This is a genomic window from Yersinia bercovieri ATCC 43970, from assembly GCF_013282745.1.
GTDB lineage: Bacteria > Pseudomonadota > Gammaproteobacteria > Enterobacterales > Enterobacteriaceae > Yersinia > Yersinia bercovieri.
In genome coordinates this window covers 941,865-955,276 of record NZ_CP054044.1, presented here as the reverse complement: position 1 = coordinate 955,276, position 13,412 = coordinate 941,865, and the positions used below count along the sequence as shown (strand labels likewise).

The following is a 13,412-nucleotide window of genomic DNA, read 5'->3' as shown; positions in this document are numbered from 1 at the left end:
TATGACCTGGATAAACCGAATTATCCCCGATGACCGCATTATCCGGCTGCAACTGTTGATTCTGCTGGCGGTGATGTTGGCTTTCTCATTGACCCTAGGGCAGCGTTTTTTCAGCTTGGGTAACTTCCAGTCGATCTCATCGCAGTTGCCGATTTTAGGCATGTTGGCGCTGGGAATGGGGCTGACCATGCTGACGGGCGGTATTAACTTATCCATCATTGCGGGTGCCAATGCCTGCGCATTAGTGATGGCGGCCATTATTGTCAGTCACCCCGATCAACCGCTGTTTCTGCTGCTGGCGTTGGTGGCGGGATTGTTAGTGGCGGTGGCGATTGGCACCTTGAATGGGCTACTGATCTCGGTCGTCGGTGTGTCGCCTATTCTGGCGACCCTGGGCACCATGACCCTGATTACTGGCCTCAATATCTTATTGTCCAATGGTGATGTGATCTCAGGTTTCCCGCCAGTGATTCAGTACATTGGCAGCGGTGATATTGCCGGTATTCCGGTGGCGATGATCCTATTTTTACTGGTGTCGGCGGGGCTGTGGGTACTGCTGGAACACACCACTCTGGGGCGCAGTATCTATCTGGTCGGCTCCAATGAGCAGGCGACCCGCTTTAGTGGTGTGAACACCCATCGGGTGCAGGTCGCGGTCTATATCCTGTCAGCCCTGTTGGGGTGGGGGGCGGCCATTTTGATGATGGCGAAATTTAACTCAGCCAAAGCCGGTTATGGTGAGTCCTATCTGTTGGTGACTATTCTAGCCTCGGTACTGGGCGGGATTAATCCAGATGGCGGCTTTGGTCGCATTATCGGCCTGATCTTAGCGCTGGTGGTGCTGCAATTACTGGAAAGTGGCCTGAATTTGCTGGGGGTGAGTAGCTACCTGACCATGGCGTTATGGGGTGGGGTGCTGATCCTCTTTATCGCATTACAGAATCGTAAAGCTTAAGAATTGAGGGACAAAACAATGGCAAGTTACTTTATCGGCGTAGACGTAGGGACCGGCAGCGCAAGAGCCGGAGTATTCGATTTGCAGGGCCGCATGGTCGGGCAGGCTAGCCGTGAAATCACCATGTTTAAGCCCAAGGCAGATTTTGTTGAGCAGTCATCCGATAATATCTGGCTGGCGGTGTGTAATGCGGTGCGCGATGCAGTGAGCCAGGCCGATATCAACCCGATTCAGGTCAAAGGGCTGGGGTTTGATGCCACCTGTTCGCTGGTGGTGCTGGATAAAGAGGGTAATCCGTTGACTGTCAGCCCATCAGGGCGCAGCGAGCAAAATGTGATTGTCTGGATGGATCACCGCGCGATTATTCAGGCGGAACGAATCAATGCCACCAAGCACCCGGTGCTGGAGTTTGTCGGCGGGGTGATTTCACCGGAGATGCAGACGCCAAAACTGCTGTGGCTGAAGCAGCATATGCCCACCACCTGGAGCAATGTCGGTCATCTGTTTGATCTGCCTGACTTTCTGACCTGGCGCGCGACCAAAGATGAAACTCGCTCGCTCTGTTCCACGGTCTGCAAGTGGACCTATCTGGGCCATGAAGATCGCTGGGACCCCTCCTATTTCAAACAGGTGGGGCTAGGCGATTTGCTGGATAACAATGCGGCCAAAATTGGGGCTACAGTTAAGCCGATGGGGGAGCCATTGGGGCGTGGTTTAAGCCAGCGAGCGGCATCGGAAATGGGCCTGATCCCCGGCACTGCCGTCAGTGTTTCGATTATTGATGCCCACGCGGGCACCATTGGTATCCTCGGTGCCAGTGGTGTGACGGGCGAGAACGCCAACTTTGATCGGCGAATTGCGCTGATCGGCGGCACCTCGACGGCTCATATGGCGATGTCACGTTCGGCGCATTTTATCGGCGGAATTTGGGGGCCATACTACTCGGCTATCCTACCGGAATATTGGCTAAATGAGGGCGGGCAGTCAGCGACGGGGGCTTTGATTGACCATATTATTCAGTCACATCCGTGCTATCCAGAGCTGTTGGCGCAAGCCAAAAGCAAGGGGGAAACTATCTATGAGGCGCTGAATCATATTTTGCGCCAATTGGCGGGGGAGCCGGAAAATATCGCCTTCCTAACCAATGATATTCATATGCTGCCCTATTTCCACGGCAATCGCTCACCGCGCGCCAACCCGAATCTGACCGGCATCATTACCGGCCTGAAACTCTCCACCACGCCGGAGGATATGGCGCTGCGCTATCTCGCCACCATTCAGGCGCTGGCATTGGGGACACGGCATATCATCGAAACCATGAATCAGAACGGCTATAACATTGACACCATGATGGCTAGCGGTGGCGGCACGAAAAACCCCATTTTTGTGCAGGAGCACGCCAATGCCACCGGCTGCGCCATGTTATTGCCGGAAGAGAGCGAAGCGATGTTGCTGGGCAGTGCCATGATGGGCACAGTCGCCGCCGGGGTATTTGAGTCACTGCCGGAGGCGATGGCTGCCATGAGCCGCATTGGGAAAACCGTTACGCCGCAAACCAATAAAATCAAAGCCTATTACGATCGCAAATATCGCGTGTTCCACCAGATGTATCACGATCATCTGCGCTATCAGGAATTGATGCGGGAGGAGGTATGAGCCAGAGTGATGAATGGCAGACCGCCAGCGAGGCATGGATGACCTACAGCCGCGAGCTGGCGGCCTTAAAGGAGAGTGTCGATCAGCAGGTGTGGTTGCAGGTGTTGGATGCGCTGGCAGAGTGTCGTGGCAAAATTGCAGTGACGGGAGTAGGAACATCAGGTATCGCGGCGCGAAAAGTGGCGCATATGTTGGCCTGCGTGGAGCAACCTGCGATCTACCTGAATGCCACCGATGCCGCCCACGGGGATCTGGGTTTTCTCGGCGCACAGGATATTATCATTCTGATCTCCAGAGGCGGCAATTCTGACGAGCTGACCCGCCTGCTCCCCACACTGCAACGTAAGCAGGTGAAGATCATTAGCGTGACCGAGAACGAACAGTCGGCAATCGCGCAAGTCTCCGCCTTGGTGCTAAAAACCCATGTGAAGCAAGAGATTGACCCGCTAAATATGTTAGCGACCACCTCTATCGTTTTGGTGCTGGCGCTGTTTGATGCCATCTGTATCTGCCTGATGGCCCGCAGTGGATTTACCAAAGAGAGCTTACTGGCGGTGCATCCCGGCGGGGATGTCGGTATTGAGTTACGTAAACCGCAATAAGTGACGGGCACTCGTCGGCAAACCGTAGACAAAAATACCGCGCCAGTGTGACTGCGCGGTATTTCTAAACAGTTTGCTGTTACCAGAAACCCAGCACTTTCCACCAGGCGCTGCCGATAATCAACCAGATAGGGATCACCACCAGACTTATCAGGAAGCCAATTTTCCACCATGTCGCCAGCGGGATAAAATTGCAGCCGAACAAGATAGGGGCAGGGCCGCCGGAGTAGTGAGTGGTCGCCATATACAGGTTACTGAACATACCGAACACCAGCACGGTCAGCATGGGCGGAGCTCCCGCCGCAATAGCAATAGAAACAAAAATGGCATACATGGCGCTGATATGGGCGATGGCGCTCGCCATCATATAGTGGCTGTAGTAGTACGCCAGCAGCAGAATACCCATCATCGGAATCCAATTCATACCCTGCACCGAACCGGCAATGGAGGAGCCAAACCAGGTAATAAAGCCCAATTTATTCAATTGGCTAGCGAGTGTCAGCAGCACCGCAAACCAGATCACGGTGTGCCACGCCTCTTTCTCGGCAATCACATCATCCCACGTCAGTGCACCGCTCAATAACAGAATGGCTAAGCCAATAAAGGCGGTCATGGTGGCATCAATATTCAATGTCGCACCACTCACCCACAGGGTTACCAGCCCGATAAAGACGGATAAAACAATCCACTCATTGCGGCTCATCGGCCCCATCTCTTTCAGTTTCTCCAGCGCCAGCGCCCGCATTTCCGGCGTTTTTTTCAGCTCTGGCGGGTAGAAGCGGTAGAGCAACAAGGGGATGACTGCCAGAGAGATTAAGCCGGGGACGATGGCGGCTAGCGCCCAACTGGTCCAGGTGATGGTAATGCCCATCTCGCCCGCCAGCTTACTGATCATCGGGTTACCGGCCATTGAGGTCAGGAACATCGCACAGGTAATAGCATTACACTGGAAGATACATTGCACCAGAAATGCCCCGATTTTGCGTTCGGTGCCGCGTTCCGGGGTAGATTCATAGGCCTCCGAAATGGAGCGAAACAGCGGAGTGATGATGCCACCACAACGGGCCGAGGTAGAGGGCATGGCGGGGGCAAACAGTAGATCAGTCAGCACCAAACCGTAAGCCAGACCCAATGAACTGTGACCTAACTTACTGATAAACAAGTAACCGACTCGGCGACCAAAACCGGTTTTAATAAAACCGCGTGAGATAAAGAAGGCGCAGGCAATCATCCAGATGGTGGGATCGGCAAAACCGGCGAGCACCTCTTTGATGCTCAGCAGCCCGGTGGCCGCAACCACTGTCAGGCTGAAAATTGCCATCGCCCCCAAGGGGTATGGCGAGAGGATCAAGCCAATAACCGTCGCCGCAAAGACCGCCATGAGGTGCCAGGCGCGTGGGTCAACGGATTCCGGCACTGGACTAAACCAGATACCTACCCCAATAAAGAGAATAAGTAGCATTCTTCCCATACGTGTTTTGAATATCGACATGATTATTTACCTTGATACAATTATATATACAGTGTTAATCACCACCGATAACAATAGGTGGTGATTAAATTATTAAGGCTGTAAAGATATGAATTAACTGTATAGACAAAATAACTTCACCATTTTGATCAAAGTCATTTTTATATTGTACGGAGTGCGGTGATTGGTGGGGGAAATATATTGTTCTGATGAGGGTAATTCAGACAAAGTTTATCGATTACTTTACTTTTTTAATTATAAACAACAGAATTTTATCTGTTAAAACAAGATGATTTCACATTAATAGCCAAGTCGACAGATGAACTGAGAGGGTCGAATAGATAAATACGGCAGATTAACGAGATAGGAGGAAATAACACCGAATATGTTAACTTTGCTTAGCAAATATTACCTTTTTAGCATATTAGCTATTTTATATTATTATGTGCAGTGTCATATTTTGAGCAACAAAAAAACCCGCACCAAGGCGGGTCTTTTATTCAGAATGATTTAACTGCTCAGGGCTATCACCTTCATCGCTATCGTAAATCATTCATCTGGTATTAACTCTTACAGAGCAACAACATTTGCTGCCGCTGGGCCTTTAGCGCCGTTCTCGATAGAGAACTCAACGTTTTGGCCTTCTTCTAAGGTTTTGAAATCATTGCTCTGAATAGCAGAGAAGTGAACGAACACGTCTTTGCTGCCGTCAGCAGGAGAAATGAAACCGAAACCTTTGTCAGCGTTAAACCATTTTACTAAACCAGTCATTTTATTAGACATAGAGATACTTCCTTCAATTATTTTTGATTGCCGCCATAGGCGAGCGAATAGGCTTGGGTACAACTTATGGGGCACTTAGAAGGAATTTCGCGGAGAAGTGGTATCTGTCTGATAACGCTAATACGGGGAACTGCTTTACTAAAACTGCTTGCATAAATGTTACTGTCAACCGGGTACTGCTTTCTTACTTGAGTGTTGGCAACACTGCTCGGGTTAAACCGTCATCGCTGTCGGTTGCCAACACCCAGAATCACACTGTATTACAGAGCGACTACGTTTACCGCTGATGGGCCTTTAGCGCCGTTCTCAATAGAGAACTCAACTTTTTGGCCTTCATCTAAGGTTTTGAAATCATTGCTCTGGATAGCAGAGAAGTGAACGAACACGTCTTTGCTGCCGTCAGCAGGAGTGATGAAACCAAAACCTTTACCAGCGTCAAACCATTTTACTAAACCAGTCATTTTATTAGACATAGAGATATTTCCTTCAATTATTTTTTTGCCACAATATTGCAGCGAATGTGGTCTGTCTTTCAGAGGATAACTTATGGGCACTTAGGAGGAGACTCACGGAGAAGGGATATCTATGGATAGCGCTTGAACTGAGGACTGCTTTACTAAAACTGCTTTCATAAGGTCTGTGTTCCAAACCGATGACGCTATTTAACCACAATACATTTCTCGTGGCAACACTATATTTGACTGCCATAACTAATGTGAATGGGTTTTTCAGCTGTAATTGTGCAGTGAAATGGTGATTTTATGTGACTAAACAGGCTGTTAGGTCAATTAAAAATGATGCTAAATTTTAACCTATTTTCTGTCATTAGGCCGCAAAATACCGGAGGATAACCTCCGGTATTGAGTTTTAGCGAGGAGAAACCGTCACTGTACCGCTACGATCGCTGGCAATCATCACGCGTTGGCCTGCGCCGAAACGGGTAGGGCCTTGCGCCTGCACCACGACAATGTTGCTGCCATCATCTCGGCGTATTTCCAACTGCACACCTTCACTGCGGTTCATCGCACTCTGTACGCCTTGACCTGCCATACCACCGGCAACCACACCACCCGCGGTTGCCAGGCTATTACCACGGCCACCGCCAATAGTATTCCCCAAGAATCCACCCACCACAGCACCGCCAATGGCACCAGCTACGTTATTCTTATCGCCACCCTGAATGGTGACCGGACGTGCAGAGATAACCGTCCCGTAGGTTACGGTATGAACTTGTCGTGCCTGAGAGGCAGTGAAAGTATCACCAGATGATGTGCTGTTGTTGGCACATCCACTTAATACAGTTGTTGCGAGCGCTACGGCAATGACCAGCTTTTTCATAATTAACCCCTAATTGTTGGTATGAGTCAGCCATACCCTTCTTATTTGACGTTGCAGCTTGCTCTTCCAACTTACTGATTTTCATCCGCTCATCGGAGTTCATTCGTCTGCTGCCGTGCTGAAACGCCAGCTATTTTAACTATAGATAGCCGTTGATAATGACTATAGCGTGATAACGATTGATCTGAGGAGATAAATATTGAGCCTATGCCTATATATAGGCGAGTTCTTGCTCTCTTTTCATGCTACCGTCATTGCTTAATAGGGTCTTTCTACCGCTTCAGGAATGCTGTCTTGTCACGCTCGATTATTTCTACCAAGATTTTCCGCCTCGACTTAGGTCGCCTAATCCTTATTCTGGCTCTGATGAGTGCGTTTGTGACGCTGGCGAACAGCTTCTATGCCAGTTATCGGGTGCAGCGGCAGCTATTGATTGATAACACATTGGAAGCCAATCGTGTTTATGCCACCAAGCTGGCGTCCAGTACCGAGATTTTTCTGAGAAGTGCGCAAAAGCAGCTTTATTACAGCAGCATGATTGCCGCCAGACATTTTGATGATCCCGCCATTCTGCAAGCAGAAACTGCCCGGCTAAAATACCAGACCGACAACTTTAACTCGGTGGTCATCACTGATGCGCACGGTGTTATCCGTGCCACATCGCCAGATAGTCTCCAGTTGCTGGGGCAAACCCTAACCTCACCGGGGGCGGTGGAAGCGCTAAAATTGCGCCGCCCACTAATCAGTAAGCCCTATTTATCGGCAGCTAATAATCTGGTCGTCAATATATCAACCCCGATTATCACGCCGGATGGGCGCTATCGTGGCTATATTGGCGGGACCATTTATCTGCGTAAGCAGAGTATATTAAATGAGCTATTGGGCGAGCACTACTATCGCGATGGCTCCTATATTGTGGTGCTGGACAGTGATCGGCGCATCCTTTACCACCGAGATGCAAACCGTGTCGGGGAAATACTCTCGCCGAGACCACTCACTGAGGCCGTGAAAACGGCAAGTAATGGCAGTTTGATGGTGAGCAATACCAGTGGTGAGTCGATGCTGGCGGGTTACGCTGTCGTGGAGCCATCCGGTTGGGAAATTATTACCTTGCGGCCTGAGGCATCAACCCTGAAGCCGTTAGAAGGGCTAATGATTAAGGGTTTGGGGCATATCGCGCCGCTGGCGTTACTCACTTTGCTGGGGGTTTGGCTGCTATCTCGCCTGATTGCCCGCCCGTTGTGGTTACTGGCGGGCAGTGCCAATGATATGGATAAACCAGATATCGCTTTCAGTATCAAAGAGATACCATCATGGTATTTCGAGTCCACACAACTCAAACGGGCGATGTTGATAGGCATCAGTTTACTGCAAAAGAAAATTGGCAAATTGAAATTTGAGGCGCAAACCGATCCGATGACGGGCCTGTATAACCGGCGGGGATTGGCCACCGCCCTTGAGCCTATCGGACAACTCGGACAGCACTTTTCAGTTATTGCGTTGGATATTGACCACTTTAAGTTGATTAATGACACCTATGGGCATGATATCGGTGATGAGGTGATCAAACAGCTGGCGACTCAGATCCGTGATAGCTCTCGCGATACCGATATCCTTTGCCGTAGCGGCGGTGAAGAGTTTCTGATGTTGCTACCAGGTACGACACTTGATGTAGCGACACAGGTTGCCAATCGGCTGCGCCACAATGTGGCAATGATGGCGATAGCAAACATTCGCCCCATCACGATTTCACTGGGCGTCGCCTATTGGAGCGGCGAAGGTATGCCAGAAGATGCGCTAAAACTGGCTGATGCAGCGCTATACCGCGCGAAACAGCAGGGGCGTAATCGGGTAGCGGTTGGTTGATCAGTTCAACTTCTATGGCCTTGATTGGCAGCCGATCTCTTCGGCAAGCTAATTTATATTTGTGCTTTCCTGGCGATAGTCATTTACACGAGCCATTGACAACTATTGTTAGAGAGATATGAATAATGGTTAACTATGATAGCTATTCACATTGTGATTCATTTAACTAGTGATAATCCATTCACCAATATGTAATCTATATGTAGTTAACAAAATCACAGTATAAGAAAAATGAGGGTAAAATAGAGTGGTAAATTTAAGTTATCATGTCAAATAGATCATTCTATCTATAGAATTATGTATGCTGATATAAGGTGTAGGATCAATAGATAATATTTAATTTACAACTAAATTGTAGTGTTCAATAAGTGGATTTTTAGTTGTAGTTAATGTAACATCTTACGAATGCGCTTAATGCTGTGCTTATTAACTGATTCTTTTTAAGAATTTAGGTTTTTCTTCATTTTTTACAAATGCTTAATTATAATTAAATTATGGAATGTAATAAATATGGAAATATTTGATGTTAGTTATAGTTCCTTATCCACCATGCGTGCCAGAGAGTTGTTTTTACTAAGGAAAAATGTATTTAAAGATAGACTTAATTGGAACGTTAATTGTGAGAATGGTATGGAGTTTGATGAATATGATAGCATCAATACTACCTATCTGTTTGGTGTCCATGATGACCAGGTTATTTGCAGTCTTCGATTTATCGGAATAAAACATCCAAATATGATCACTGGAGTATTTAAATCATACTTCAACAAGATTGAACTCCCTGATGGGAATTATCTAGAAGCCAGTAGATTATTCATTGCAAAAAATCGTACTAAGACACTACAATTACAACATTATCCTATCAGCTCAATGCTTTTTTTATCCATGATCAATTATACCAGACATCAGGGCTATGAAGGTATTTATGCCATAATCAGTCACCCAATGTTGGCTATATTTAAAAGGTCTGGTTGGTTGATTTCAGTAGTTGAACAAGGCCTGTCAGAAGAAAATAAAATAATTTACGTTGTCTACATGCCAGTTGACGAACACAATCAACAGATATTGATGCATAAAATTAGCAAAACTTTACTCATTGAAAATGATAAATTAAATACTTGGCCGCTCTCCCTAGATATTAGGAGTAATCAGGTCTAATCAGTTGTAACTCAACCGCAAGACTTATAGCATGCTTAGCATTAGTTACTCCAAGTTTTCTTACTACTTTCCCCATATGATGTTTTACCGTTGTGGGTTTTATTCCTAAAATGAGTGCTATTTCTGGATAGGATTTACCCACACTTGCCCAGTAAATAATTTCATTTTCACGCTTTGTGAAAATTTCATTTCTACCCATTTTACAAAAATCACTACTACGATTTAGATCATTATAAAATGAGGTCAGTTTCTCGTGAATGAGCATCAATAGCATCTGAATATTAGCTTTATCATTAGCTATTTTATCTTCTATATCTTCATCACAATCTTTGTCAGTCATAAGAGAGAGAATAGTAAGGTTATAGTATTGATCATGTAGAACAAAGGTATGACCATTAATCACATCGTACTCCTTTGCAACGTCAAATATTTTTGGCAACTTCAATCCTGAATTTATCATAATATTTTCGTCCCAAGAGAATGGCGTCACTCTATGTGATGCCGTGATAATAATAGGATCAATGTACTGAAAATTGTTTTTCGTATAAAATTCGAACCATTTACTCCGGTTTGAAATAACCATAAAATCAGCCGGATTCCTCTTGTTCATTATTGCGTATGCATATTTTACATTGTTGTATTTTTCTAGTTTTCGTTCAAGTTTCTTTTTCACCGTAGTATTAATCAATTCGTTGTTGAAAAATAATTTGGTCAACTTACCCTCTCCTGAATAAACTTATCTTTTAAAAAATGGTATATGAAATGTTATTATCTGTAAATAAAAAATCTCACTACAAATGATGATAAGCATTTTATTTGTTGCCTTTGTAATTATAAGCAATGTAGGGCCTGCTCGTTAGTTATATAAATTACTGAAATAAGTATATTAGTTCTATTTATCATAATAATGACATATTTAAATTATGTATTAATATGATGTAGAAATTAGATTCATTATTGATTTATAATTTAACTATTATTTACAGGTCGTTATCTATTCTAAAGTACAGCACTACATTATACTTTGGTGTACTACTATCTCTTATCTATATATGTATAATACCCTCAGTAAGTTGATGAAAATCTTCCCATAACAATTTTATGAACATATTATATTGGTACGTTTAACTTCGACTATCTGAGGAATAAGCACTTAGTTGTTCACTATAAAATAGCTTATAAGCTAGAATGAAATTTCGATGTTATATTGCCACATTTTATACTGTGGATTATATATCATCCAGTTATAAGTCACATCAAAGGAATTTTATGATTAAAAACATCTCGGACTGGCATCCTGCAGATATAATAGCAGCGATACGTAAAAAAGGGTCTACTCTCTCTGCTGTTTCGCGTAATTCTGGTTTAAGTTCAAGTACACTTGGAAATACGTTAACAAGACCATGGCCTAAAGGCGAATATATAATTGCGGACTTTTTAGGTGTTCATCCATCGGAAATATGGCCTACGAGATACTATGACAAAAAATCTGGGGAGAAAATAAATAGGAAAATGAAACTTAGAAAATAAATCATCATCTGAATTTTAATACGCTAGCAGAAAGTATAATCACATGTCTATTTTACTTTTTAACTTTGTTAGTAGTTGGATATCATACTTAAGTTCTTTCAATTTAATGACCTTAGTATAAGGATATACTCGATAACATAAAAAAGTATTATTTGTATGAATATAAATACTTATTTGAAAAACTGAAGGAGTATATGTGGATCCATAAAAAGTGATTGTGACTATTTGATGGTGATGACATTAATAAAATGATATTGACATTACTGATGCTGGATAGTCTTGGTATGGGTTACTTATATCTATTGCCCATTGTGTATGGCGGGGGGCTATTAATCATCGGTAATGACACTGAAACTGTTGCATTATCGTAGGTAAGTCAGCAAAAGTTACGTGTCTGCTTTTTAGATAGCCGACAAATAAAATTGCTCTGCTGACAATAACTCCTCCCCATCTGGATGTTGTCCTTTGCTTATCCTGTGGATTAACTCAATGCTCGCAATATCGTCTGAGCTCAGCTGCACATAGCTATCTGCTTTGCTGTCAGAGTGAGTATGCCGGAAGATCTCTAAATGTGAATGGCACGATTATGTATGCGGGATGCTTAAAATCCTAATAAAAAAGGCGCTAACCAATTAAGGATAACGCCTTTTTAAACAACACCTTAACTGACTAGTATCAGTTCATGCCGTATTTTTTCAATTTCTTACGCAGCGTGCCACGGTTGATGCCCATCATCAGGGCAGCGCGGGTTTGGTTGCCACGGGTGTATTGCATCACCATGTCCAACAATGGCTGTTCAACTTCAGCCAGTACCAACTCATACAGGTCACTCACATCCTGACCATTCAGTTGAGCAAAATAGTTCTTCAGTGCTTGTTTAACCGAGTCACGCAAAGGCTTTTGAGTCACCTGATCTTGTGAATTTACGGTTGCAACGGTCAGTACGTCAGAATTTACGCGTTGTTCGAACATAGTTCTGTCAGCTCTTTTTTCTGTTTACGCAAGATTTTCGAAATATGCCTCCAACGCCTCCAGCTGTTCGCTGGCATCCTCAATGGCGTTGAATGTGCGCCGAAACTGGTCGTTAGGGGCGTGCTCCTGGAGATACCAAGAGACGTGCTTACGTGCAATACGAAATCCCTTGCCTGGACCATAAAAGTCGTGCAATTCCCGTATATGCCCGTTTAACAAGCGCTGCACTTCGCCAAGTGGCATCGGTGGCAGCAGCTCCCCAGTGTCCAGGTAGTGCTGGATTTCCCGGAAGATCCAAGGTCTTCCCTGAGCGGCACGTCCTATCATCAGAGCATCAGCTCCAGTGTAGTCGAGCACCGCTCTGGCTTTATGCGGGTCAGTGATGTCACCATTCGCGATAACGGGAATGGAAACAGTCTGCTTAACTGCCCGAATGCTGTCGTATTCCGCCTCACCATTAAACAGGCAAGAACGAGTTCGGCCATGAATCGTCAGGGCTTGTATACCACAATTTTCGGCCAGTTGGGCAATTTCTATACAGTTACGGTGTTCTGGCGACCAACCCGTCCGGATCTTCAGCGTGACTGGCACATCTACCGCGTTGACGACTGCGGAGAGGATCTGTTTGACCAGATCGGGATGCTGCAACAATGCAGATCCTGCCAGCTTGCGGTTCACTTTCTTGGCCGGACATCCCATATTGATATCAATGATTTGGGCGCCGTTTGCCACATTGATTCGGGCAGCCGCCGCCATATCATCTGGGTCGCTACCGGCAATTTGCACGGTACGAATTCCAGGCTCATCACTATGAACCATGCGCAAACGCGACTTATCCGTCCGCCATACCTCAGGATTTGAGGAGAGCATTTCAGATACTGCCATTCCAGCCCCCATGCTATGACATAGCGCTCTGAAGGGGCGGTCTGTTATACCGGCCATCGGGGCGGCAATCAGGCAATTTGTAAGCTGGAAGTGTCCAATACGCATAGACAAAGAATGACCACACTGTGTCCGTAAGGGCGCGTATATTACGCATTTTTGCGCCCAGATGAAAGGCCAAACTTTGACCAATTGATGA

13 protein-coding genes are annotated in these 13,412 nt (G+C 45.7%); 6 read left to right on the top strand and 7 right to left on the bottom strand.

Going from position 1 to position 13,412, the window contains the following annotated elements; all coding sequences use genetic code 11:
• The first annotated feature begins 1 nt into the window (after position 1).
• From HRK25_RS04350 to HRK25_RS04340, 3 genes are read left to right on the top strand one after another with little or no spacing between them, the layout of a single operon-like run.
• Complete coding sequence (locus tag HRK25_RS04350; protein ID WP_005271323.1) at positions 2-955, top strand: ABC transporter permease; 954 nt, start codon at positions 2-4, stop codon at positions 953-955.
• Between the two features lie 18 nt (positions 956-973).
• The gene (locus tag HRK25_RS04345; RefSeq protein WP_005271327.1) at positions 974-2,611 is read left to right on the top strand and encodes an FGGY-family carbohydrate kinase; all 1,638 of its coding nucleotides are present in this window, start codon (positions 974-976) and stop codon (positions 2,609-2,611) included.
• Positions 2,608-3,213, top strand: coding sequence for a KpsF/GutQ family sugar-phosphate isomerase (locus HRK25_RS04340; protein WP_032896606.1), 606 nt, complete (start codon positions 2,608-2,610; stop codon positions 3,211-3,213). Before HRK25_RS04345 ends, HRK25_RS04340 begins: the two co-directional genes overlap by 4 nt.
• Positions 3,214-3,292: 79 nt before the next feature.
• On the opposite strand, the gene HRK25_RS04335 is transcribed toward HRK25_RS04340, so the two are convergent.
• From HRK25_RS04335 to HRK25_RS04320, 4 genes are all read right to left on the bottom strand, one after another.
• Positions 3,293-4,705, bottom strand: a complete 1,413-nt coding sequence (locus HRK25_RS04335) for an anion permease (protein WP_032896608.1) — start codon at positions 4,703-4,705, stop codon at positions 3,293-3,295.
• A gap of 549 nt (positions 4,706-5,254) precedes the next feature.
• Positions 5,255-5,467 (bottom strand): cold shock protein CspG, encoded by a 213-nt coding sequence (gene cspG, locus HRK25_RS04330; protein WP_005271336.1) that lies wholly within the window; start codon positions 5,465-5,467, stop codon positions 5,255-5,257.
• A 260-nt stretch (positions 5,468-5,727) separates the two neighbouring features.
• Positions 5,728-5,940, bottom strand: coding sequence for a transcription antiterminator/RNA stability regulator CspE (gene cspE / locus HRK25_RS04325; RefSeq protein ID WP_005163090.1), 213 nt, complete (start codon positions 5,938-5,940; stop codon positions 5,728-5,730).
• A 394-nt stretch (positions 5,941-6,334) separates the two neighbouring features.
• Positions 6,335-6,805, bottom strand: coding sequence for an outer membrane lipoprotein (locus HRK25_RS04320; protein ID WP_004875750.1), 471 nt, complete (start codon positions 6,803-6,805; stop codon positions 6,335-6,337).
• Between the two features lie 306 nt (positions 6,806-7,111).
• Between HRK25_RS04320 and HRK25_RS04315 the strand changes: the two genes are divergently transcribed.
• Together HRK25_RS04315 and HRK25_RS04310 are read left to right on the top strand one after the other, a co-directional pair.
• Positions 7,112-8,671, top strand: a complete 1,560-nt coding sequence (locus HRK25_RS04315) for a GGDEF domain-containing protein (protein ID WP_032896661.1) — start codon at positions 7,112-7,114, stop codon at positions 8,669-8,671.
• A 510-nt stretch (positions 8,672-9,181) separates the two neighbouring features.
• Entirely contained in the window at positions 9,182-9,829 is a 648-nt protein-coding gene (locus tag HRK25_RS04310; protein ID WP_032896612.1) for an acyl-homoserine-lactone synthase, read from the top strand.
• Here the strand turns inward: HRK25_RS04310 and HRK25_RS04305 are convergent.
• Positions 9,810-10,544: a helix-turn-helix transcriptional regulator gene (locus HRK25_RS04305; RefSeq protein ID WP_005271341.1), complete on the bottom strand. Its 735-nt coding sequence runs from the start codon at positions 10,542-10,544 to the stop codon at positions 9,810-9,812. The genes HRK25_RS04310 and HRK25_RS04305 overlap by 20 nt on opposite strands.
• A 554-nt stretch (positions 10,545-11,098) precedes the next feature.
• Here HRK25_RS04305 and HRK25_RS04300 point away from each other — a divergent pair.
• Positions 11,099-11,359, top strand: coding sequence for a helix-turn-helix domain-containing protein (locus tag HRK25_RS04300; RefSeq protein WP_032896614.1), 261 nt, complete (start codon positions 11,099-11,101; stop codon positions 11,357-11,359).
• Positions 11,360-12,034: 675 nt separating this feature from the next.
• Here the strand turns inward: HRK25_RS04300 and fis are convergent.
• Positions 12,035-12,331, bottom strand: a complete 297-nt coding sequence (fis, locus tag HRK25_RS04295; RefSeq protein WP_002210061.1) for a DNA-binding transcriptional regulator Fis — start codon at positions 12,329-12,331, stop codon at positions 12,035-12,037.
• 24 nt (positions 12,332-12,355) lie between these two features.
• The gene (gene dusB / locus HRK25_RS04290) at positions 12,356-13,321 is read right to left on the bottom strand and encodes a tRNA dihydrouridine synthase DusB (RefSeq protein ID WP_005271347.1); all 966 of its coding nucleotides are present in this window, start codon (positions 13,319-13,321) and stop codon (positions 12,356-12,358) included.
• Between the last annotated feature and the right edge of the window lie 91 nt (positions 13,322-13,412).

Bases quoted from the DNA above. Each gene is read 5' to 3' on its own strand.
- HRK25_RS04350 (WP_005271323.1), top strand. From the start codon at position 2: ATGACCTGGATAAACCGAATTATCCCCGATGACCGCATTATCCGGCTG.
- HRK25_RS04345 (WP_005271327.1), top strand. From the start codon at position 974: ATGGCAAGTTACTTTATCGGCGTAGACGTAGGGACCGGCAGCGCAAGA.
- HRK25_RS04340 (WP_032896606.1), top strand. From the start codon at position 2,608: ATGAGCCAGAGTGATGAATGGCAGACCGCCAGCGAGGCATGGATGACC.
- HRK25_RS04335 (WP_032896608.1), bottom strand. From the start codon at position 4,705: ATGTCGATATTCAAAACACGTATGGGAAGAATGCTACTTATTCTCTTT.
- cspG (WP_005271336.1), bottom strand. From the start codon at position 5,467: ATGTCTAATAAAATGACTGGTTTAGTAAAATGGTTTAACGCTGACAAA.
- cspE (WP_005163090.1), bottom strand. From the start codon at position 5,940: ATGTCTAATAAAATGACTGGTTTAGTAAAATGGTTTGACGCTGGTAAA.
- HRK25_RS04320 (WP_004875750.1), bottom strand. From the start codon at position 6,805: ATGAAAAAGCTGGTCATTGCCGTAGCGCTCGCAACAACTGTATTAAGT.
- HRK25_RS04310 (WP_032896612.1), top strand. From the start codon at position 9,182: ATGGAAATATTTGATGTTAGTTATAGTTCCTTATCCACCATGCGTGCC.
- HRK25_RS04300 (WP_032896614.1), top strand. From the start codon at position 11,099: ATGATTAAAAACATCTCGGACTGGCATCCTGCAGATATAATAGCAGCG.
- fis (WP_002210061.1), bottom strand. From the start codon at position 12,331: ATGTTCGAACAACGCGTAAATTCTGACGTACTGACCGTTGCAACCGTA.
- dusB (WP_005271347.1), bottom strand. From the start codon at position 13,321: ATGCGTATTGGACACTTCCAGCTTACAAATTGCCTGATTGCCGCCCCG.